Origin of the sequence: Paractinoplanes brasiliensis (genome assembly GCF_004362215.1) — a bacterium.
In the GTDB taxonomy this organism is placed as follows: Bacteria; Actinomycetota; Actinomycetes; order Mycobacteriales; family Micromonosporaceae; genus Actinoplanes; species Actinoplanes brasiliensis.
Window position 1 is genome coordinate 197,002 of record NZ_SNWR01000002.1, and the last position, 21,087, is coordinate 218,088.

Annotated in this window: 18 protein-coding genes; 11 read left to right on the forward strand and 7 right to left on the reverse strand. The window is 71.4% G+C overall.

All coding sequences use genetic code 11. The features are described 5' to 3' along the window. Positions 1-29: 29 nt before the first annotated feature. A complete protein-coding gene (locus C8E87_RS32915) occupies positions 30-1,352 on the forward strand; it encodes a cobyrinic acid a,c-diamide synthase CobB (protein WP_133877354.1) in 1,323 nt (440 codons plus the stop codon). 69 nt (positions 1,353-1,421) lie between these two features. Continuing rightward, positions 1,422-2,216 (forward strand): alpha/beta fold hydrolase, encoded by a 795-nt coding sequence (locus C8E87_RS32920; protein WP_133877355.1) that lies wholly within the window; start codon positions 1,422-1,424, stop codon positions 2,214-2,216. A 12-nt stretch (positions 2,217-2,228) separates the two neighbouring features. Here C8E87_RS32920 and C8E87_RS32925 read toward each other — a convergent pair whose 3' ends face one another. After that, complete coding sequence (locus C8E87_RS32925) at positions 2,229-3,707, reverse strand: glutamate-cysteine ligase family protein (RefSeq protein WP_133877356.1); 1,479 nt, start codon at positions 3,705-3,707, stop codon at positions 2,229-2,231. Positions 3,708-3,906: 199 nt separating this feature from the next. Between C8E87_RS32925 and C8E87_RS32930 the strand changes: the two genes are divergently transcribed. Continuing rightward, positions 3,907-5,244: an SGNH/GDSL hydrolase family protein gene (locus C8E87_RS32930; protein WP_133877357.1), complete on the forward strand. Its 1,338-nt coding sequence runs from the start codon at positions 3,907-3,909 to the stop codon at positions 5,242-5,244. A gap of 15 nt (positions 5,245-5,259) precedes the next feature. Here the strand turns inward: C8E87_RS32930 and C8E87_RS32935 are convergent, their stop codons facing one another. Next, positions 5,260-5,781, reverse strand: coding sequence for a hypothetical protein (locus C8E87_RS32935; RefSeq protein WP_133877358.1), 522 nt, complete (start codon positions 5,779-5,781; stop codon positions 5,260-5,262). A 240-nt stretch (positions 5,782-6,021) separates the two neighbouring features. Between C8E87_RS32935 and C8E87_RS46500 the strand changes: the two genes are divergently transcribed. Beyond that, complete coding sequence (locus tag C8E87_RS46500; protein WP_279536914.1) at positions 6,022-8,928, forward strand: hypothetical protein; 2,907 nt, start codon at positions 6,022-6,024, stop codon at positions 8,926-8,928. Positions 8,929-9,067: 139 nt separating this feature from the next. After that, a complete protein-coding gene (locus C8E87_RS32950; RefSeq protein WP_133877361.1) occupies positions 9,068-10,228 on the forward strand; it encodes a SigB/SigF/SigG family RNA polymerase sigma factor in 1,161 nt (386 codons plus the stop codon). Here the strand turns inward: C8E87_RS32950 and C8E87_RS32955 are convergent. The 3 genes from C8E87_RS32955 to C8E87_RS32965 all read right to left on the reverse strand — a co-directional run bounded on the left by C8E87_RS32955 (position 10,225) and on the right by C8E87_RS32965 (position 13,685). Beyond that, a complete protein-coding gene (locus tag C8E87_RS32955; RefSeq protein WP_133877362.1) occupies positions 10,225-10,962 on the reverse strand; it encodes an ATP-binding protein in 738 nt (245 codons plus the stop codon). The genes C8E87_RS32950 and C8E87_RS32955 overlap by 4 nt on opposite strands. 65 nt (positions 10,963-11,027) lie before the next feature. Further along, positions 11,028-12,899, reverse strand: coding sequence for a CheR family methyltransferase (locus tag C8E87_RS32960; RefSeq protein WP_133877363.1), 1,872 nt, complete (start codon positions 12,897-12,899; stop codon positions 11,028-11,030). Between the two features lie 45 nt (positions 12,900-12,944). Next, on the reverse strand, positions 12,945-13,685 hold the full coding sequence (locus tag C8E87_RS32965) for an ATP-binding protein (RefSeq protein ID WP_133877364.1): 741 nt from the start codon (positions 13,683-13,685) through the stop codon (positions 12,945-12,947). Positions 13,686-13,796: 111 nt separating this feature from the next. On the opposite strand from C8E87_RS32965, the gene secA2 reads away from it, so the two are divergent. The 5 genes from secA2 (at position 13,797) to C8E87_RS32990 (ending at position 19,242) form a co-directional block, all read left to right on the forward strand. After that, complete coding sequence (gene secA2, locus C8E87_RS32970; RefSeq protein ID WP_133877365.1) at positions 13,797-16,094, forward strand: accessory Sec system translocase SecA2; 2,298 nt, start codon at positions 13,797-13,799, stop codon at positions 16,092-16,094. A gap of 409 nt (positions 16,095-16,503) precedes the next feature. After that, positions 16,504-17,064, forward strand: a complete 561-nt coding sequence (locus C8E87_RS32975; protein ID WP_133877366.1) for a winged helix-turn-helix domain-containing protein — start codon at positions 16,504-16,506, stop codon at positions 17,062-17,064. Between the two features lie 11 nt (positions 17,065-17,075). Next, a complete protein-coding gene (locus C8E87_RS32980; protein ID WP_133877367.1) occupies positions 17,076-17,705 on the forward strand; it encodes a nucleoside/nucleotide kinase family protein in 630 nt (209 codons plus the stop codon). Positions 17,706-17,873: 168 nt separating this feature from the next. After that, positions 17,874-18,290, forward strand: coding sequence for a TraR/DksA family transcriptional regulator (locus C8E87_RS32985; protein WP_133877368.1), 417 nt, complete (start codon positions 17,874-17,876; stop codon positions 18,288-18,290). A gap of 70 nt (positions 18,291-18,360) precedes the next feature. Next, on the forward strand, positions 18,361-19,242 hold the full coding sequence (locus C8E87_RS32990; RefSeq protein WP_133877369.1) for a DUF72 domain-containing protein: 882 nt from the start codon (positions 18,361-18,363) through the stop codon (positions 19,240-19,242). Here C8E87_RS32990 and C8E87_RS32995 read toward each other — a convergent pair. Both C8E87_RS32995 and C8E87_RS33000 read right to left on the reverse strand, forming a co-directional pair. Continuing rightward, on the reverse strand, positions 19,219-20,010 hold the full coding sequence (locus C8E87_RS32995) for an aminotransferase class IV (protein WP_133877370.1): 792 nt from the start codon (positions 20,008-20,010) through the stop codon (positions 19,219-19,221). The two genes, C8E87_RS32990 and C8E87_RS32995, sit on opposite strands and share 24 nt — an antisense overlap. Continuing rightward, the gene (locus C8E87_RS33000) at positions 19,992-20,738 is read right to left on the reverse strand and encodes a DUF72 domain-containing protein (RefSeq protein WP_133877371.1); all 747 of its coding nucleotides are present in this window, start codon (positions 20,736-20,738) and stop codon (positions 19,992-19,994) included. The genes C8E87_RS32995 and C8E87_RS33000 overlap by 19 nt, the downstream gene beginning before the upstream one ends. 92 nt (positions 20,739-20,830) lie before the next feature. Between C8E87_RS33000 and C8E87_RS33005 the strand changes: the two genes are divergently transcribed. Beyond that, positions 20,831-21,085, forward strand: a complete 255-nt coding sequence (locus C8E87_RS33005; protein ID WP_133877372.1) for a BatC protein — start codon at positions 20,831-20,833, stop codon at positions 21,083-21,085. The last annotated feature ends 2 nt before the right edge of the window (positions 21,086-21,087 follow it).

Consider the following 21,087-nt stretch of genomic DNA (forward strand, 5'->3'; position numbering starts at 1 on the left):
CGCACACCGCAAAGGACAGCAGGCATCGCATGGTGAGCATTCCGCGCGTCGTGATCGGCGCGCCCGCTTCGGGGCAAGGCACGACCACGGTGGCGACCGGGCTGCTCGCGGCTTTCGCGCGTCGCGGGCTGGCGGTGTCGCCGTTCCAGGTCGGACCCGGCCACCTCGACCCCGGACATCACGCGCTCGCGGCGGGCCGGCCGGGCCGCAACCTCGACCCCGTGCTGGCCGGCGAGGGCCTGGTCGGGCCGCTGTTCGCGCACGGCTCCGCGGGCACGTCGCTCGCTGTTGTCGAGGGCGCGCAGGGCCTGTACGACGGACGCGCCGGCGCCGGCGACACCGGCTCGACGGCCCAGGTCGCCCAGCTGCTCGACGCCCCCGTGATCCTCGTGGTCGACGCGGCGGCTCAGGGGCGCTCGATCGCCGCGCTGGTCCACGGTTTCCGGAGTTTCGGCAACGTCCGCATGGCCGGCGTGATCCTGAACCGGGTCGGCTCCGACCGGCACGAGACGATCCTGCGCGAGGCGTGCGAGGAAGTCGGCACCCCCGTGCTCGGGGCGCTGCCCAGGGCCGGCGCTGTGGCTGTGCCCTCGGCGCCGTCGGCCGAGGCCCAGGAATCGGTGGGCGCCCTGGCGTCGCTGATCGAGTCGTCGGTCGACCTGGCCGAGGTCATGGCGATCGCCCGCTCCGCCCCGCCGCTCGACGTGACGCCGTGGTCGCCGCAGGGGGAGGAGCCGGTGGCGGGCCGCCCGGTGGTGGCGCTGGCCGGCGGTCCCGCGTTTTCTTTCGCGTACGCCGAGACGGCCGAACTGCTGCGCGGCGCGGGCGCCGAGGTCGTCACCGTGGACCCGCTGCGCGACGAGGCCCTGCCCGCCGGCGCCCGCGGCCTGGTCGTCGGGGGCGGCCTCCCGGAGGCGTACGCCGCGGAGCTGTCCGCCAACGAACCCCTCCGCAAAGCCGTGGCCGACCTGGCCGCCGGCGGTGGCAGCATCGTCGCCGAGGGCGCCGGCCTGCTCTGGCTCTGCCACTCCCTCGACGGCGACCCCATGTGCGCGGTCATCGACGCCGAAGCAGCCATGACTCCCACGACGACCTCGGGATATCGCGACGCGGTGGCACTGTCCGACAGCCCGCTCGCCCCCGCGGGCACACGCGTCACCGGACACGAGTTCCACCGGAGCACCGTTCATCCTCGCTCGGGCCTCCTGCTTTCCCCGGCCGGCGGGGCGGCCTGGGCCTGGCGCGGCGCTGATCCGGAGGGCTTCGCCACCCCCACGGTTCACGCCTCCTATCTGCGCCTGCACTGGGCCGGAAACCCCGGATTCGCCACCCGCCTGGTCGCCGCGCTATGACGTCCCCGACAGCCGCGACTCCGGGATTGGCCGTTCAGCAGCCCCGGGCCTCGGCATAGCGTCGATCCCATGAGCGCAGCGAGCGTCAACGGGATCACGATCGACTACGACGACACCGGGGCCGGGCGCCCGTTGGTGCTGGTGCACGGGCATCCGTTCGACCGCTCGATGTGGCGGCCGCAGGTGGAGGCGCTGGCCGGCTCGGGATGGCGTGTGATCACCGCGGACCTGCGTGGTTACGGCGCGACGACCGTGATCCCGGGCAAGACGCCGCTGCCGGTGTTCGCCCGCGACGTGGCCGGTCTCGCCGACCACCTGGGGATCGGCGACTTCGTGCTGGGCGGCCTGTCGATGGGCGGGCAGATCGTCATGGAGTGCTACCGGCAGTTCCCGTCCCGCGTCCGCGCCCTGATTCTGGCCGACACCTTCCCGCGCGCCGACACCGGCGAGGCACAGGAGTTCCGGCGCGCCACCGCCGGCCGGATCGAGGCGGAGGGCATGACCGGGTACGCCGAGCAGAACCTGTCGAAGATGCTCGCCGCCCGCAACGTCGACGCGATGCCGGCCGTGGCCGGGCACGTCATGACGATGATGACGAGCGCCCCGCCCGCCGGCGCGGCGGCCGCCCTGCGGGGCCGGGCCGAACGCGACGACTACCGGAAGCTGCTCACCACCGTCGCCGTGCCCACCCTCGTCGTGGTCGGCCGTGACGACGAGTTCACCCCCGTCGCCGACGCCGAGGAGATGCACGCCCTGATCCCGGGAGCGCGGCTGGTCGTCGTCGACCACGCCGGCCACCTGCCGAACCTGGAGCAGCCGGCCGCCTTCAACGACGCGCTGACCGCTTTCCTGGCATCGCTCTGACGGCCGCGCCCGTCAGCTCGGATACGGCCACTCGTGCACCGGCTTGTTCTCGTGCATCAGCGGCAGATAGCGCCGCAGCATCTCGTGCAGGGCGGCCTGCCTGTCCATGCCGTCGGCCTCCAGCGCGTGCAGCGTCTGCACCTGCCAGGCGGCCCCGTTGCGGTGGGTCAGGCAGCGCTGCTCGACGATGCCCAGCAGCCGTTCGCGCTCGCCCTGCGAGACACCCCACCGCTCCAGCCCCAGGTGGGCCATCGGCAGCAGCCGGCGCAGCACCAGTTCGGTGACCTGGATGTAACCCATGCCGGGCCAGAACACGGTGGCGTCGATGCCGTGCCGGGCGCAGGCGTGGAAGTTCTCCTCGGCCGCGCTGAAACTCATCTGCGTCCACAGCGGACGTTCCGCCTCGGCCAGCGTACGGATGAGCCCGTAGTAGAACGCCGCGTTGGCCATCGTGTCCACAACGGTCGGCCCGGCCGGCAGCACCCTGTTCTCGACGCGCAGGTGCGGGCGGCCCCGTACGACGTCGTAGATCGGGCGGTTCCAGCGGTACACCGTGCCGTTGTGCAGCCGTAGCTCGCTCAGCTGCGGGATCTCACCCCGCTCGAGCAGCTCGGCCGGGTCGGCGTCGTCGCAGATCGGCAACAGCGCCGGGAAGTAGCGCACGTTCTCCTCGAACAGGTCGAAGACGCTCGTGATCCACCGTTCCCCGAACCACACCCGCGGCCGTACGCCCTGGGCCCGGATCTCTTCCGAGCGGGTGTCGGTGGCCTGCTCGAACAGCGGGATCCGGGTCTCGCGCCACAACTCGCGGCCGAACAGCAACGGCGAGTTCGCCCCCAGGGCCACCTGCACGCCGGCGATCACCTGGGCCGCGTTCCAGTACGCCGCGAACTGCGCCGGGCTGACCTGCAGGTGGAACTGGGTGCTGGTGCAGGCCGACTCGGGCGCGATCGTGTCGGTCGTGACGGCCAGCCTGTCCACGCCGTCGATCCGGATGTCGAGGTCCTCGCCGCGGGCCGCGAAGATCTGCTCGTTGAGCAGCTTGTAGCGCGGGTTGGCCGAGAGCGCGGCGTCGGTCATGTGCTCGCGCCGCAGGGTGGGCAGGATGCCGATCATCACCGTGTGCGCGCCGACCGTACTGGAGTGCTTCTCGGCGTTGTTGAGACTGGCCCTCAGGGTGCGTTCGAGGTCGGCGTTCTCGTCACCGGCCAGCCGCCGCGGCGGCACGTTGATCTCGATGTTGAACTGCCCGAGCTCGGTCTGGAAATCGGGGTCGGCGATCGCGCCCAGCACTTCCGCGTTGCGCATGGCCGGATCGCAGTTCTCGTCGACCAGGTTGAGCTCTATCTCCATGCCGGTCAGCGGCCGCTCGAAGTCGAACCGGGACTCGCGCAGCATCGCCGCGAACACGTCCAGGCTCCGGCGGATCTTGTGCCTGTACTTCGCACGGTCCTCACGGGTGAAGTTGGCCTGCTCGACGTCCTCGCCCACGGCACACCACCTCTCAACGTCTTCTCAAACTCGCACAGCGCCGGTGTGTCGCGCCAGACGACCTCAAACCATGAGATCGCACGTGGTGTCCCTCTCATATCTTTCGATACAGGCGATGCCGGCGCCGGCGAACACGATCGCAGCGGTACCCTGCCGTACCGGATTTCATCCGGATCAGCACCCTGGGGAGGGCAATATCTTGAACGCGCGGCGCTTGCTGATCGGCGTCGTGGTGACCGTGGTCCTCTCCACGATCCTGACCGTGACTTGGATGACGCTCGGTCCGCTGCGTTCGTCGGCGCCGTCCCCGCACGCCTCGGCCCAGGCCGCGCCGGCCATCACGACCGGCGTCCCGGGCGCCGCCGGCCCGGAGTGGTCGACGGCGTGGGCGGCCGCGCCGTCGTCGGCGAACTACCAGCGCCCGCTCGGCCACACTGTCCGCAACGTCGTGCACACCACGGTCGGCGGGCCCCAGGTGCGCATCCGCCTGAGCAACCGCTTCGGCGTCGCGCCGGTGCGGTTCGGTCACGTCACCGTCGCGATCTCGGCCCACTCCGGCGGCCGCCGCGACGGCGCCAACAACCCTTCCGACGGTACGGCGGTGCGGGGCACCCTGCACGACGTGACCTTCGGCGGCCGGGGCGAGGTGACTGTGCCGGTCGGCGGTGACGTCCTGAGCGACGCCGCGCCCCTCGCCGTCCCCGCCGATGCCGACGTGCTGGTGTCGGTCTGGACCCCGGTCAAGCCGGCCGCGTCGACCTATCACGCCGAGGCCAAGCAGCTTTCCTTCGTCAGCCCCGGCGCTGCCGACCACGCGGGCGACCTCGCCGCCACGGCGTTCACGAAGGGCGCCTCGGCCTGGTTCTACGTCTCGGCCCTCGAGGTGACCGGCGCGTCCGGCACGATCGTGGCCCTGGGCGACTCGATCACCAACGGCGCGGCCTCGACCCCGGGCCGCAACCGGCGCTGGCCCGACCTGCTGGCCGCCCGGCTCGCGTCGGCCGGCGCTCCCGCGTACGGCGTGGCGAACGCGGGGCTGGCCGGCAACAGGATCCTGCTCGACGGGCAATATCCGCGGTACCAGATCACGTCGACGGCCGGCCGGTCGGCGCAGGCCCGGTTCGCCGAGGACGTGCTCGAGCGGCCCGGCGCCCGCACGCTGATCATCTTCGCGGGCATCAACGACATCATCCAGCAGCCGCGGCAGACGGACTTCACCCAGATCACGGCCGGGCTCGCGAACCTCTCGGCCCGGGCGCGCGGACAGGGCCTGCGCGTGGTCGTCGGCACGCTCACCCCGTGGAAGGGCTGGACGACCTACACGCCGGCGCAGGATCAGGTGCGGTTGCGGGTCAACGAGTGGATCCGCACCGGCGGCGACGGCTCGTTCGACGCGGTCGCCGACTTCGACCAGGCGTTGCGCGACCCGGCCCAACCGTTGCGGCTCAACCCGCAGTTCGACGGCGGCGATCACCTGCACCCCAACGACGCCGGCATGATGGCCCTGGCCGCGGCCGTGCCGCTCGACAAGCTGTAAGGCCTGTTCCAAGGTTCAGCGCATCACCGCGGCGACCACCGCGGCGACGATGAGGAAGCCCAGGATCGCCTGCAGGAGCAACGCCGGGCCCAGGTGCGACCACATCGTCGGGATGCGCGGCGTGAGGGGCTGCATGGTGGTCAGGTTGACCAGGCTGACGAGCCGGTGCGGCAGCGTGACGTCCTTCTGCGCGACCGTCCTGAGCTGCACGAGGTCGCCCCGGTGCAGCGCCGACTGGGGTAACTGCCCGTGCATCTCGACCTCGTAGGTCTGGCCCAGGTCGTCGCGGACCCGGACGGGCGTCACCAGGAACTCCGGGCCCTTCTTGAGCTCCTTGAAGCTGCGCCGGCCCGGCTTCATCCGCACCAGTGCGGCCAGCAACTGGATCACGCCGGCGGCGAGGACGACGGCCATCAGCAGCGGCTGGCCGATCCGGACCTCGCGCGTGTACGAGGCCTGATAGCCGGCGAACCGCCCGGTGATGACGGGTCCGACGTGCCGGAGGATCTGCTCGCGGTGCAGGTCGACGTCATCCATGCGAATCACCTCCTGAAGGGTTCTCATATAGTACGGAGAGTCATATCCCACACACCGTGAGTGAATATGGGAGAACCGTAAGCACGTCGCCGACCTGCGGAGACCGGTTTGCCGTTCTTCCTCGTCTGCCACCCCTGTCGCCGAAAAGCTGAAAAGCGCGCGAACGGCACGAATCGGCGGTGAACTGGATTCGTGTTCCGTGAGGTGCCGGCTTCGCGGACGTAGCGGAGGGCGGCAGACGTGGCACCCAACAAGGCGTTCGTGGATCCGGACAGCGTCCTGGCCCGGACCGCCCGGGAGATGCTCCTGGCTCACGCCGGCGGCCGTGGCCCCTCCGGCAGCGTCACCGTCTGCCCGACCTGCGGCCAGGATTTGCCGTGCGCAGCCGGCAGCGCCGCCGCCGAGGTTGTCAGGGCGGCCGGGCTGGCCGAGGAGTCGGGGCTGATCGCCGCGTCCCGGCGGGGGCTGGGGGAGCCGTACGGGGAACCGGGGTCGGGTTTCGACTTCCGTGGCCCGGGGCTGGCCCCGGCGGCCGGAGCGCCCGCCGCCGACGTGGAACCGCCGTGGGCCCCGGGCCCGCCCGGCGCCGGCGAGATCACCGCGACTCCGCAGTCGCCCACCGCCTTCGGGGCTGCCGACGCGTCCAGCGCCTTCGAACCGGCCGCCCCGCCCACCCCGGCCACGGCCTTCGGTTCTGCCGACGAGCCGGCCACGGCTTTCGGATCCGGACCGGAGTCCGTTGCCGAGTCCGGTTCGGCTTTCGGGTCGGGTCCGGCTTCCGGGTCGGGTCCGGCTTCCGGGTCGGGCTCGGGCTCGGGGGAGGAGCGGCCGGCCGAGTTCGGTTCGTCGCTGGCGTTCGGGTCGCCCCTGACCTTCGGTTCGCCGTCCGACGCTCCGGCCGAGGACGAGCCGGCTCGGTCCGAGTACCGGCCGCGGCGGGCCCAGCGCGAGGACGACGACAATCCGGTGACCGGCCCGGGTTACCGCGCCTCCGGGCATGACGGCCCGGTGGGCGTGTCGTTCACCGGCGGGAGCCCGGCCACGTCGTCCGGCCCGGCCACCCGGCCCGGGTCCGGCGACGAGCCGAGCGGCCCGCGCCTCAACCTGAGTTTCAGCGGCGGCACCCTGTCCGCCGAGCCTCCCGCGCTCGACCTCAGCCTGGGCGGCGCCGGATCGTCCCCGTCCGGCCTGCGCCCCGAGCTGAGCGGCGCCGGCGGCGCCGAGCTGGGGGCCCGCCCGATCCCCCCGGCCCCCGGCGGCGACGCGGGGGAGAGCGGCGGCTTGACGCCTGGTGCGGCCCCCAGCGGTCTCGGCAATGCCGGTCAGGGTGGCGGCAACGCCGCAGGACTGTTCGGTGGGCCCGGGGAGAACGGGTCCGTCACGCCGGGCACGGCCGATCCGGCCGGTTCGGGCAGCGGTGCAGGACGAACCGCGCCGGCCGCGAATGGCGCACCGGGCGACGGGGCCACTGCGCCGGCGGCGGCTGGCGACGCAAGCGTTGGACGGGATGTGTCGGCGGCGGGTGGTGGAGCGGGTGATGGGCTGACGGCGGCGGCGGGTGGTGGCGTAGGTGTTGGACGGGATGTGTCGGCGGCGGGTGGTGGAGCGGGTGATGGGCTGACGGCGGCGGCGGGTGGTGGCGTAGGTGTTGGAGGGGATGTCTCGGCGGCGAATGGTGGAGCGGGCGACGGGGCCACTGTGCCGGCGGCGGCGGGTGGTGGCGTAGGTGTTGGACGGGATGTGTCGGCGGCGGGTGGTGGAGCGGGTGATGGGCTGACGGCGGCGGCGGGTGGTGGCGTAGGTGTCGGACGGGATGTGTCGGCGGCCGGTGGTGGAGCGGGCGACGGCCGGACTGTGCCGGGGGCGGGTGGTGGAGTGGGCGATGGCCCGACTGTGCCCGCCGCGAGTGGCGGAACGGAACCGGCGCGCCCGGAGGCGGAAGAGGGAGCGACCAGGAAACCGATGCCGCCCCTGCCGCCGGACTGGCATCAGAGCCGGCCGCTCGACGCCCCCAAGTTCACCCCCGCCCGTCCGGTCTCGCGGTCCGGCGGGCTCAACGGCATGTCCAACGTCCCGGCAGGCCCGGGTAAGCAGCCGCCCGTGCCCGGGAGCCCCGCGCCGCAGCAACCGGCCGCGCTGAACGAGCCGCCTCAGGCTCCGCCCGCCCTCAACTCGCCGCCACAGCCCCCGCCCGCCGTCAACCGCCCGGCGGCCTCGCCCCCGTCTCAGCCCCTGTCTCAGCCCCTGTCTCAGCCCCTGTCTCAGCCCCCGTCTCGGCCCGCGTCGCCGCCCGGCCAGGCGCCGTCCGCCGCTCCGCAGGCAAAGCCGCAACCGGACGCCCCGGACGTCGGCGTCCACCCCACCACCCTGCAGCGGGCGGGCGCCGAGGGCGCTCCGGCGCGGACCGGCTCCGAGCCCTCGGGTCCGGGCGCCCCGCCGGACGGCAACGAGCCATTGGGCCGGCCGAGCTCCGGAACCGGAGCCGGAAACGAGCCGAGCATCCGCGCCGGGAGTGGGCAAAGCAATCGCGCCGGGAGTGGGCAAAGCAATCGCGCCGGGAGTGGGCAAAGCAATCGCGCCGGGGGTGAGCAAAGCAATCGCGCCGGGGGTGAGCCAGGCCTTCGCGCCGAGCAGGAGCCGGGCATCCGCGCCGGCAGTGAGCCGGGTGCCCGCGCCGGAAGCGAGCCGAACGCCCGCGCCGGCAGCGAGCCGGGCACCGGTGCCGGGGGCGAGCCGTCCGGTTTGACGGTTCCCCCGTCCCAGGCGCCGCCCGTCAAGACCCCGCCCGGGTCCACCAGCCAGAAGGATCAAGCGCCTTCCGGTCTGGCCCAGGCCCCCGGTTACGCGGATCAGCCGCCCGCCGGCCCGTCCGCCCCCGTCCACCCGGGGGATCAGGCGCCGAGCGGCTTGCCCGGCCTCGGCAACAGTCCGGGTCGTTTCGGTGCGGGCGGCCCCGAGCAGAACAGCGCTCCCCGGGCGGCGACGAGCCGGGAGCCGGAGAATCCGGGGCAGCTCAACCGCCCGCCCGCGTCGGGAACCAATCCGCGCCCGGCCCGCCCAAAACTCGAGGCACCCAACATGGGCCAGCTCAACAAACCCTTGACCGAGCAGGACCGCCCGGACCCGCCGCAGCAATCCGAGCGGTGAATATCAGCGCTTTTGTTTGAGCGCCTGTCGGCTCGGGCAGTAATGTCGCGATGGGCGGCGGCTGGGCCACAGCTTGGTCGTCCCCGTTACGCACGGCCCCGCTGCGGTCAACGTACTGGCGTCGTCGAGGGGAGCACCGATGCCCGAGAACAGAACGGTCGAGGCTCTCGATCGAGCGGCCGCTCCGGCGACGGACGGTGGCCTCGAGGATCTCGACGCGGCGGCCCTGGAGTATTTCGATCGGATCCGGTCCGGGGCCGAGTCCGAGCGGGCCGCCCTTCGCGACGCCCTGACCCGGCTGTGCCTTCCGTTCGCGGGGCGGCTGGCCCGGCGCTACCGGGGCCGCGGCGAGTCCTTCGAGGACATCGAGCAGGTGGCGCGGCTCGGGCTGGTCAAGGCGATCGACCGGTACGACCCGGGCCGCGGCTCCTTCACGGCGTACGCGGTCATCACCATCTCGGGCGAGATCAAGCGGCATTTCCGCGACAAGACGTGGGGTGTGCACGTGCCGCGCCGGGTGCAGGACCTCAGCCTCGAGGTCGGGCACGCCACCATGATCCTGACGAGCATGCTTTCCCGTACGCCGACCGCCGCCGAGATCTCCGAGCGGCTCGGGTTGCCGCTGGAGTCCGTACGGGAGGCTCAGGAGTCGGCTGCCGGTTACTCGCCGTCCTCGCTGAACGCCCCGATCGGTGGCGGCGACGAGGGCGCGGAGTTCGGTGACCTGCTCGGTGACGTCGACGCCGACCTCGACCTGGTCGACGACCGGGTCACCGTGGCCGACCTGTTGATGCGGCTGCCCGGCCGGGAGCGCCGCATGCTGGCTCTGCGCTTCTACGGCAACTGCACCCAGGCCGAGATCGCCACCGAGCTGGGCATCTCCCAGATGCACGTGTCGCGGCTGCTCACCCGGGCCCTCTCCTGGCTGCGTGAGGCGATGCTGAGCGATGTCCCGCCGCGCTGGGAGGGCGTCGAGACCCGTCCCGAGCGCCACCCCCTGCAGGTCGAGCCGGTGCGCCAGGGCACCGAGGTGATCGCCCGGGTGCGCGGCGAGGTCGACCGGGACACCGCCGAGCGGCTGCGGATCGGCCTGCGGCACGCGATCGCGTTGAGCGAGCGGGACAGGGTCGTGATCGATCTGTCCGGCGTGCCGCTGCTCGACGCGGCCGGCATCGCGGTGCTGGTCGACGCAGCCTCGGCCGCGTCGGTGGCCGAGGTCCCGCTGACGCTGTGCGGCGCCCAGCCGCACGTGGCGAGCATTCTCAAGGTGACGGGCCTGGCCCGCCTGATGCAGAACTAGTTCGTCGGGCGGCGCAGGGAGGCCCAGACCACCTTGCCGTCCGCCGAGGGCACGCAGCCCCAGGTCTGCGCGGTGGCGTCGACCAGCAGCAGACCTCGGCCGCGACCGGTTGCGGGCGGCGGCCCGATCGGCGGGCCCACCTGCTCCGGCGAGCCGTCCCGTACGGCGATGTGCAGGTATCGCGAGCGCAGCGACACGTTCAGCGTCATCATCGTGTGGGCGTGGTCGATCACGTTGCTGACCAGTTCGGTGGCGATCAGGCAGGCCGGCCCGACCAGGTTCGGCAGGTCCCACCGCAGACAGGCCTCGGTGGTGAGATCGCGGGCGTGGCGGGCGGCGCCGCGGATCGGCAACAGGTCGTCGGAGAGGGCGAGCACCGTCGCCGCGGGATCGCCGGCCAGCCGGTCGCATGCCGCGGCGAGGCTGTCGGCCACGGCGAGGTGCCGGAAGGGGGGCCCGTTCAGGAGCTCGCAGGTCGCCTGCTGGGGGGCGCACAGCACCATCGGGGTGCCGGGCCACCGGGTGGCCTGCCGGTTGGCCGCGGTGAAGACGGCGAGCGCCAGCGGTTCGGTGACGACCATCCGGGAGAGGTCGACCAGCAGGGCGTCGGGCTGCTCGGCCACCGACTTCACCATGTTCGTGTACAGCCCGGACACCTCGGTCATCCCGAGGGCTCCGGACACCGTCGCGATCAGGTGCAGGCCGTTGAAGTCGACCCCGTACTCGATTGCCATGTTGCCGCCTTTCGAGTCCGGGCCGTGCTGGGGGTTACCCGCGGTGAGCGACCGGCAAACAGGGGTCAGTTCGGTTCGACCGCCCCGGTCTCCATCACGATTATCGCGCCTTCGGGCTGGACGCCACCCTCGCGTCGTCGCAGCGGAGTGCACGCCACCCGCACCGAGACCGTACGGCCGCGCCGGTTGACCGCGTCAACCTGCAGTTCGGCGCCGGCCACCTCGGCCTGCAGGGCGGAACGCAGGATCGGCCGCAGGCGCTCGATGGGCAGCCCGATGTCGAGGTTGAGGAAGTGCCGGCCGATGACCTCGCCCGAGCGCAGGCCCCACAGGTCCTCGGCGCGGCGGTTCCACATGCGGATGCGCAGATCGGGGTCGACCACCGCCACACCCGCTTGCATGCTGGTCAGCACCGTCTCGAGGAAATCGTTGGCCTCGTCGAGCTGGGTGCTGGAGATCCGCAGCTGGTCGTTGATGCTCTGCAGCTCGTCGTTGGTCGACTGGAGCTCCTCGTTCATCGTCTCCAGTTCCTCGTTGGTCGACTGGAGCTCCTCGTTGGTGGTCTCCAGTTCCTCGACCGTGGACTGCAGCTCCTCGACCGTGGACTGCAGCTCCTCGTTGGTGGTCTCCAGTTCCTCGTTGGTCGACTGCAGTTCCTCGTACGCCGCCTCGAGCTGCTGGTTGGCGTGTTCCAGCTCGTCCTTGAGGCGCCGGGAGGCTGTCACGTCGTGGAAGACGAGGTTGACGCCGAGCAGGCTGCCGTCCGCCCCGGCGAGCGGGCTGATCTGCGCCTCGAGGTTGATCGGCTCGCCGGCGCGCATGTGGTCGATGTCCTCGATGCGCAGCGTGCGGCGTTCCAGCTGGGCCTGCTCGATGTATCGCCGCAGCTCGACCGGCCGGTAGGAGAGGTCGAGGTCGCGGAACGGCCGGCCGATGTCGCGCGACGAGACCCCGAACAGGTTCTCCATCTGCCGGTTGGAGAGTGCGACCTGACCGTCGGCGGTGAGCGTCAGCTGGGCCAGCGGGCTGGCCGCGAAGGCCTCGTTGCGCAGTTCGTCGAGGCCGGTGACGGGCGCCTCGGCGATCGGCGGCGGATCGGCGAACGCGACGCCGGGGCGTGCGTAGAGCCGCGGCACCCGCCGGAACACGCGGCGCTTGAGGTCGATCGGCGTGAACAGGCTGCCGTGGCTGAGCAGCATCTCGGCCTTGCCCAGGAACAGCACGCCCTCGTCGCGCAGCGCGAAGTGGAACCGGCCGAGGATCTTGGCCTGCGTCTCGGCGTTGAAGTACATCAGCGTGTTACGGCAGGTCAGCACGTCGATCCTGGAGATCGGCGCGTCCTGGACGAGGTCGTTGCGGCCGAAGATGATCGAGCGGCGCATGTCCTTGCGGAACGCGTGCCGCCCGTTGACCGCCTCGAAGTAGCGCTCGGTCAGCTCGGCCGGCACGGCCTGCATCTCGCGTTCCCCGTACGTCGCCTGGCGCGCGTCGTTGAGCTGTTCCTCGTCGACGTCGGTGGCGTAGATCTTCACCCGTTCCTTGAACGCCTCGGGCCCGATGTGCTCGGCCAGCACCATCGCCAGCGTGTAGGCCTCCTCGCCGGAGGCGCAGCCGGCGCACCAGATACGGATCGGCGAGTCGACCGGCTTGGCCGTGAGCATCGGCCCGAGCACGTCCTTGGCGAGAAATTCCCAGGCGTCGGCGTCGCGGAAGAATCCGGTGACGTTGATCAGTATGGTGTTGAACAGCGCGGTGAACTCGTCCGGGTGGACCTGCAGGTAGTCCACGTAGTCGGGGTAGTCGCCGGCGCCGGCCTGGGCCATCCGCCGGTTGACCCGCCGGATCAGGCTCGATCGCTTGTAGCCGGTGAAGTCGAAGCCGCGGGACTCCTTCAGGTAGACCAGCAGCGCTTCGAATTGAGGGTCGGCCGGTTGCACGGGGGAGACGCTACCGCACGTCGGCGCTCCGGCACCCGTTCAGGATCATCGCGCGTCGGCCCGCATCCGGGTCCAGACGACCTTGCCGTCGGTCACCGGCAGCACACCCCAGGCATCGGTCAGATCCCGTACGAGCCGCAGGCCGCGCCCGCCCGGGTCGGACAACCCGGCGTCGGCCGGCTTCGGCATCCGGCGGCTGCGGTCGCGGACGGTGATGCCGAGCCGCTCGCCGTTCAGCGGCCGCAGGGTGACCTCCATGCTGGTGCGCGCGTGCCGTACGACGTTGGCGACCAGTTCGGTGGCGATCAGCGTCGCCGTCGACGTCAGGCCGGCCCGGTTCCACGTCTCGCAGGCCTGGGTCACCAGCCGGCGCACCTGCCGGCAGGCGTCGGGGACGGGCCGCATCCGCACCCGGATCCGCGGCGGCACGGTCTCGGCCCGGGCGGCGGCGAGCGCCCCGGCGAAGTCGCCGGCGAAGTCGAGTCCCGCGCACTCCGGCACGTCCGAGAGCATCGCCGTCGTCCGGCTGTCCGCGCCGCACAGCACCACCGGCACGTCCGGCCATTCGAACGCCTGGCAGGCGATCGAGCTGAGCGCCGACAGGCCCACCGGGTCGCCGATCCGCAGCCGGGCCACGTCGAGCAGCAGCACCGTCGGCTGATCGGCCAGGCGCAGCCGGACCGCCTGCTGAAGCGCGTCGCCGGTGACCTGATCGAGAGTGCCGGCGACCCGCAACGCGGCGACCGGGAACCCCCGTTCCGGCCGGCACACGAGCTGACTCGGCACCCTGCCTCCCCTTCAAAGCCCAACCTGCCAACACAACGTGCCCGCGACGGGGGTGTCGCAAACGGAAGGTCGTCGCCAAGCTCTCAGGAAAATGAAGTACCGTTGCCCGCCATGGGTGTGTCGCAGCGGCTGAAGAGCCGGTTTCGCAAGTTCTTGCAGCGTCCGGGCACAACGGTCGACCTCGCGCCGTTCTCGAAGCGGCTGCCGGCCATCGACGCTCGTGAGGAAGCGTTGCGCGAGCTGGACGACGAGGCGCTGACCGCCGCCGCCCGGGAGGCCAGTGACTTCACCGAGCTGTGCGCGATCGGCCGTGAGGCGGCTTTCCGGGCGATCGAGCAGCGTCCGTACGACGTGCAGCTGCTCGGTGTGATGGCCCTGCTCTCCGGCAAGGTCGCCGAGATGGCCACCGGTGAGGGCAAGACGCTGACGGCCACGATCGCGGCGTACGGGCATGTCCGCCTCGGCCACGGCCCGGTTCACGTGCTCACCGTCAACGACTACCTGGCCCGTCGCGACGCGGAGTGGATGGCGCCGGTCTACAAGCTGCTCGGCCTGACCGTCGGCTGGGTCACCGAGGCTTCCACCCACTCCGAGCGCCGCGAGGCCTACCTCGCCGACGTCACCTACGTGTCGGTCAGCGAGGCCGGCTTCGACTATCTGCGCGACCAGCTCGTCACCGACGTGGAAGACAGGGTGCAGCGCGAGCTGGCCACGGCGATCGTCGACGAGGCCGACTCGATCCTCATCGACGAGGCCCGCGTGCCGATGGTGCTCGCCGGCAGCGTCACCACCGAGAGCGACCCGGTGCACGAGGCCGCCGCCCTGGTGCGCGAGCTGCGGGCGGGCAAGGACTACGAGGTGGCCGAGGACGGCCGCAGCGTGGCGTTCACCGACGCCGGCCTCAAGAAGGTCGAGGAAGAGCTCGGCGGCATCGACCTGTACGCCGACGACCAGGTCCAGCACCTGTCCGCGGTCAACGTGGCGCTGCACGCCCACGCCCTGCTGCGCCGCGACATCGACTACATCGTGCGCAACGGCGGCGTCGAACTGATCGACGAGATGCGTGGCCGGGTCGCCCAGCGGCGCCGCTGGCCCGACGGTCTGCAGGCCGCGGTCGAGGCGAAGGAGGGGCTGAACGCCACCGCCGAGGGCGAGGTCCTCAACACGATCACCGTGCAGGCCTACATCGCGCTCTACAAGACGGTCTGTGGCATGACGGCCACCGCCGTGCACGTCGGCGAGCAGCTGCGGGAGTACTTCAAGCTCGAGGTCGCGGTCGTCCCGTCCAACGCCGAGAACATCCGCGAGGACGAGCCCGACCGCATCTACTCCGCGCACGAGACGCGCGACGAGGCCCTGGTCGAAGAGATCAAGCTCGCCCACGAGAAGGGCCGCCCGGTGCTGGTCGGCACGCTCGACGTCAAGGCGTCCGAGCTGCTGGCCAAGCAACTGGCAGCGGTCGGGGTGCCGTCGAACGTGCTGAACGCCAAGAACGACGCCGAGGAGGCCCGGATCATCGCCGAGGCGGGCGCGAAGGGCGCCGTCACCGTCTCGACCCAGATGGCCGGTCGCGGCGTCGACATCCGCCTCGGCGGCAGTGACGAGGCCGACCGCGACGAGGTCGTCGAGCTGGGTGGCCTCTACGTCATCGGCGCGGGCCGGCACGACAGCCGCCGCGTCGACGACCAGTTGCGGGGCCGCGCGGGCCGGCAGGGCGACCCCGGCGGCTCCGTCTTCTTCGTCAGCCTCGAGGACGAGCTGGTCACCCGGCACGCGGGCGACATCCTGCCCGCCTCGCCGCGGATGGACATGGACGGCGTCGTCCACGACGACCAGGTGGAGTACGCGGTCGAGCACGCCCAGCGCGTCGCCGAGGGCGTCAACCACGAGATCCACCGCAACACCTGGCGTTACAGCGTCGTCATCGAGCAGCAGCGGGTGGCACTGGCCGAGCGCCGTGAGCGCCTGCTCACCTCCGAGGTCGCGGCGATCATGCTGCTCGAGCGCTCGCCCGAGAAGGCCAAGGAGCTCGACGAGGACGTCCTGTCCGACGCCGCCCGGGCCATCGCGCTCTATCACCTCGACCGGCTCTGGGTCGACCACCTGGCCGAGCTGAGCGAGGTGCGCGAGGGTGTTCACCTGCGGGCGCTGGGCAAGCTGGACCCGCTCGACGAGTTCCACCGCGCCGCCGTGCCGGCCTTCCAGAAGCTTCTGCTCGACGTGGAGGCCCGCACCATCGAGGCCTTCGAGGAAGCCGACCTCAGCGACGGCTGGGAGCCCGAGCGTGCCAAGATCGTGCGGCCCAGCGCCACCTGGACGTACCTGGTGCACGACAACCCGTTCGGTTCGGAGCTCGATCGGCTCATTGCGGCCGTGGGCCGGCGGCTCATCTCCGGCGGCAACAACTAATTGCAACAACAAGAACCCGGGCGTTCCCCTTCGCGGGACGCCCGGTTTCTTTTGCACTCCGCACGAAGAATGCATCGGTGCGGTGTGTGTCTTCCGTCTCACGGATTTGCCCGGACGGGCCACCGCGGATGGTCATCCGCGCACGCTTTGGCCAGCGCAAACACGCGCGCTGCGGCCAGTGCCGGGCGTTGGTGCAGCCAGATGCGTGTTCGGCGATGTTTAATCGGTCTGACAGAATCCGTTCGGGGAATGCATTTTCTGCGGTCAACATGGATGTGGAACGATTTTCCCACAGTGTGGTTGGCGGGTTGACCCGGCAACGACGCTGGCGGAAATATCGTTCGCGGCTTTACGGACGGTGATCGGCCGTATTCGATTGCCAAGACGTATTTTCAGGGGGATCAACTAAATGCCGGCCAGTGCGCTTTCACCACGGCTCGCTCGACATGCCGGCGGACCGGGACGCGGCTCCACCGCCGCGCGCCGCCCGCCGGAACCCGCGCTGACCGTCACGGTCGCGATCCCGTTGACCGGCGACTCGATCTCCCCGCAGGCCCACAAGCTCATCGAAGCCGTCCGCGAGCTCGTCGAGGTCAGTCACGGCACCGTGCAGCTCGAGCCGGCCCTCGAGCCCGCCGTCGAGCCCGAGCCCGAGACGCCCGTGGGCCCCGAGGTGCGCCTGCTCACCGGCACCCGGCAGGTCTTCGTCGACGGCGAGCCGCTGCCGCTGACCCGCCTCGAGTTCGACCTGCTGCTGTTCCTGGCCGAGCGGCCCCGCCGGGTCTTCACCCGCGCCCAGCTGCTCACCGGCGTCTGGGGTTACGACCACACCGGCGAGCGCACTGTCGACGTGCACGTGCGCCGGCTGCGCCTGAAGCTGGGCGGGGCGGTCCCGTTGATCACCACCGTCTACGGCGTGGGCTACCGGCTGAGCGACGACGCCCACGTGGTGATCAAGCCGAACGAGTAGCCTTCGACGGCGTGCGCGTCCGTCCGATCTCGTCCGAGGTTCTGGTCCAAGAACTCGCCGATCTGTTGATATGTCGGGAACCCGACAGTTTCCTGCGGGTCGCACTCGACGGCGCCCCGGCTGCCCGCCCCGAGGCCCTGGCGGACGCCCTGGTGGGCCCGCTGCGGGCCGGCGGCCGTCCCACAGTGCGGATCGACACCGCCGACTTCCTGCGACCCGCGTCACTGCGCCTGGAGTTCGGTCGCGACAACCCCGACTCGTACTACCTGGGGTGGTTCGACGAGGCCGGTCTGGCCCGCGAGGTGCTCGACCCGGCCGGTCCCGCCGGCTCCGGGCGCATCCTCACCAGGCTCTGGGACGCCTCCGCCGACCGGGCCGCCCGCGCACCCTACAGCCACCTCAAGCCCGGCACGATTCTGCTGGTCAGCGGCCCTTTGCTGCTCGGCGGCGGGCTCGGGTTCGACGTCACCGTGCACCTCGAGATGTCGGCCGCCGCGCTGGCCCGCCGGACCCTCGCCGACAGCGCCTGGACCCTGCCCGCCTTCGAGCGGTACGCGAGCGAGGTGGACCCCGCGTCCTTCGCCGACGTGGTCGTACGCGTCGATGATCCACGGCGTCCGGCGATGGTCGTCGAACGTTGATGAAGCGAGTCTGTAGCGCAACCCACCACTGACAGTTATGCTCCGGTTACTTTTTCAGCGGAGCGCCCGTTTGGGATCTCCGGCGGCGGGTATCAGCCGGCTCCACGGTGCGATGGGCCGGCCTCCGGGGGACCGCCGGCAGGGGCAGAGGAAGGGCAGGGGGAGCACATGCTCGTCAATGGAGCAGTCATCACGGGCAAGGGTGCCGCCAAGGGCCGTACGGCGGAGGAGATCGAGCAGATCCGTTCGGTCCTGCGGGGCCGGTTCGACGACCTGAGCGCCGAGTACGAGCAGGCTCTCGCCGAGAACCAGAAGCTCCGGCTGGCCGAGATGGGCGACTCCGCCGGGGACGACCAGGCCGACAGCGGGTCCAAGACGGCCGAGCGCGACGCGGCGTCGTCGCTGCTCCGCACCCTGAGCGACCGGCGTACGCAGGCCGAGCACGCGATGCAGCGGCTCGACGAGGGCACGTACGGCAACTGTGAGGGTTGCTCGAACCCGATCCCCTGGGAGCGGCTCGAGATCTTCCCGTCGGCCACCACGTGCGTCAACTGCAAGCAGAACCGCGAGCGCCGGGCCGGCTGACCGCGCGGAGGCAAACCGGGTCCGCCGCGACGGCGCGGCGGACCCGCTGCATCCGGGCTACCTTGAGCGTATGGGCGCCATCCAGATCGGCACCGCGTCGTGGACCGACCGGACGCTGCTCGCCTCGGGGTGGTACCCGGCGAGCGCCGACACCCCCGAGAAACGATTGGCCTACTACGCCAAGAAGTTTCCCGTGGTCGAGGTCGACTCCACCTATTACGGGCCGCCGGCCGAGCAGACCAGCCGGCTCTGGGCCCAGCGCACACCGGACGGCTTCACCTTCAACATCAAGGCGTTCAGCCTGCTGACCGGCCACCCGACCAAGGTGTCGGCGATCTACAAGGACCTGCGGCCCGACACGGACAAAAAGAACGTCTACCCCGGCGACCTGCCCGCTCAGGCGTACGAGGAGGTCTGGACCAGGTTCCTGTCGGCCCTCGACCCGCTCGGCGAGGCGGGCAAGCTGGGCGCGGTGCTCTTCCAGTTCCCGCCGTGGTTCGGCATCCGCAAGTCCAACAAGGACTACCTGCTCGAGGTCGCCGCGCGCTGCAAACCGATCCGTCCGGTGTTCGAGTTCCGCAACGCCACCTGGTTCGACGGCGCCAACCAGGACGAGACGCTCGACTTCCTGCGCGCCCACAAGCTCGCCTTCGTCGGCGTCGACATGCCCCAGGGCCACAAGTCGTCGGTGCCGCCGGTGCTGGCCGCCACCGCCGACCTGGCCGTGGTGCGCTTCCACGGCCACAGCGACAAGTGGACCAGCAAGGACATTCACGAGAAGTTCGGCTACGAGTACACCCGCCAGGAACTCGCCGAATGGGTGCCGCGCCTGCGCGAACTCGCCGACGAGGCGGACACCACCCAGGTCTTCATGAACAACTGCTACAGCGACTACGCCCAGCGCAACGCTACCGAGCTGATCGAGCTGCTAGAGGGCGTCGAGGGGGACTGACGCGTACGCCTCGGCCATGATCGCGGCCAGCTTGTCGCCGGCGGGGTACTTCAGGTCGTCGATCGAGCCGATCTCCTGCCGGACGGTCCGCGAGTTGACCGTGACCGCCCCGGTGAAGTCGGGCAGCTCCGAGGCGGGCACCGGCCGGACCGTCCACGGCACGCCCTGCATGGTCATCGCGATCTGCAGCAGCACCATCGTGACGCCCCTGAGCATCGGCGCCTGCGGCCACACCACCTCGTCGCCCTTGAGGAAGGCCACATTCCACGTCGTGCCCTCGCGGACCAGCCCGTCCGGGCCCACCGAGAGCGCGTCGTCGAACCCGGCCGCCTCGGCGAGCCGCTGCGCCCGCCGCAGCCCCATCGTCGCCGAGTGCTTGTGCTCGGGCCACTCGCGCCGGAACTTCGGGTCGATCCGCACCCTCAGCGGGGGCAGGGGATCGTCGCTCGCCGGGTCGCTCACGGCCACCGCCACGTCGGGCGGGCCGGCCGGGTCGGCGCCGGGCAGGTAGGACACGCGCACCGAGGCGTCCGTCTCGCCGCCCAGCGCGTGCAGGATGAGCTGGCGCAACCTGTGCTCGTCGTCGAGGCCGGGCCGCCAGCCGAAGAACTCCTCGTTGCCGTCGGCCAGCCGGGCGAAGTGCAGGGCCAGACCGCGTACGCCGGAGTCCCGCACCTGCATCGACGTGAAGTGGCCGTAGTTGATCGTGACCAGACGGTGGATCTCGGCGGCGTCCGGCGTCCGGCCGTTCAGTTCGAGGATGCGCACGACATCACCTTAAGTCCCCGCCCGGCGGCCATGGCGGACATCGTGTCGGCATCGGTCACGGCCGCGCCGCCCGGGTCGTTGTTGAAATACACGAAGTTCTCCCGTACGGCGGGCAGCCGGTCGAGCCACGACGCCAGCGCGGCCCGTCCGTAGCGTGGCCACGGCCGCGCTCGCCCCTCGTGCAGGCGCAGGTATCCGAAGTCGGCCGTCGTCCACAGCGGAGTGATCGGGCGGCTCTTGCGGTCGGCCCAGCACAGCGCCGCGTTGTGTCGTTCGAGCAGCCTGCGGCAGTCGTCCGTCCACCACGAGGCGTGCCGGGGCTCGACGGCGACCCGCGTGCCGGCCGGGATCAGCGTCAGCGTCTCGTCCAGCGCGTCCAGGTCCGCCCTCATGGTCGGCGGCAGCTGCAGCAGCACCGGGCCGAGCTTGTCACCCAGCGCGCTCGCCCGCTCGAAGAACCGCGACACCGGTTCAGCGGGCTCCCGCAGCCGCTTGACGTGGGTCAGGTAACGGCTCATCTTCACCGCCACGCAGAACCCGTCCGGGGTGCGCTCGCGCCACTGCTGGAACGTGCTGCGCTCGGGCAGCCGGTAGAACGCGTTGTTGACCTCCACGGTGGGGAAGTGCGCGGCGAAATGCTCCAGCCAGAGCCGCTGCGGCAGCTTCTCCGGATACAGACGGCCCTTCCAGTCCCGGTACTGCCAGCCGGACGTTCCGATCCACAGCATCCAGGGCGGATACCCCGCTCACAGCCCGGTTAGACCTGATGATCACGGGGTACCTCGCCGGTGCTGTCACGTCCACCGAACAAGGAGTTCCCATGGCACTGAACGACGACGACATCACCTCGGCCGCGGGTGCCGGCGCGGGCGAGGGCCCGGCCGACGGCGGCGCGAACCCGGGCGGCCACGACGGTGGGGCGGACGGCTCGGCGACGGGCGAGGGCCCCGCGGACGGTGGCGCGAACCCGGGCGGCCACGACGGTGGGGCGGACGGCTCGGCGGGCGAGGGCCCGGCCGACGGCGGCGCCAACCCGGACGGGCACGACGGCGGCGCCGACGGCTCCGCTTCCTGACA

Excerpts from the sequence above, each read along its gene's own strand:
- C8E87_RS32915 (WP_133877354.1), top strand. The coding sequence starts at position 30 with ATGGTGAGCATTCCGCGCGTCGTGATCGGCGCGCCCGCTTCGGGGCAA.
- C8E87_RS32920 (WP_133877355.1), top strand. The coding sequence starts at position 1,422 with ATGAGCGCAGCGAGCGTCAACGGGATCACGATCGACTACGACGACACC.
- C8E87_RS32935 (WP_133877358.1), bottom strand. The coding sequence starts at position 5,781 with ATGGATGACGTCGACCTGCACCGCGAGCAGATCCTCCGGCACGTCGGA.
- C8E87_RS32950 (WP_133877361.1), top strand. The coding sequence starts at position 9,068 with ATGCCCGAGAACAGAACGGTCGAGGCTCTCGATCGAGCGGCCGCTCCG.
- C8E87_RS32955 (WP_133877362.1), bottom strand. The coding sequence starts at position 10,962 with ATGGCAATCGAGTACGGGGTCGACTTCAACGGCCTGCACCTGATCGCG.
- secA2 (WP_133877365.1), top strand. The coding sequence starts at position 13,797 with ATGGGTGTGTCGCAGCGGCTGAAGAGCCGGTTTCGCAAGTTCTTGCAG.
- C8E87_RS32975 (WP_133877366.1), top strand. The coding sequence starts at position 16,504 with ATGCCGGCCAGTGCGCTTTCACCACGGCTCGCTCGACATGCCGGCGGA.
- C8E87_RS32985 (WP_133877368.1), top strand. The coding sequence starts at position 17,874 with ATGCTCGTCAATGGAGCAGTCATCACGGGCAAGGGTGCCGCCAAGGGC.
- C8E87_RS32990 (WP_133877369.1), top strand. The coding sequence starts at position 18,361 with ATGGGCGCCATCCAGATCGGCACCGCGTCGTGGACCGACCGGACGCTG.
- C8E87_RS33000 (WP_133877371.1), bottom strand. The coding sequence starts at position 20,738 with ATGCTGTGGATCGGAACGTCCGGCTGGCAGTACCGGGACTGGAAGGGC.
- C8E87_RS33005 (WP_133877372.1), top strand. The coding sequence starts at position 20,831 with ATGGCACTGAACGACGACGACATCACCTCGGCCGCGGGTGCCGGCGCG.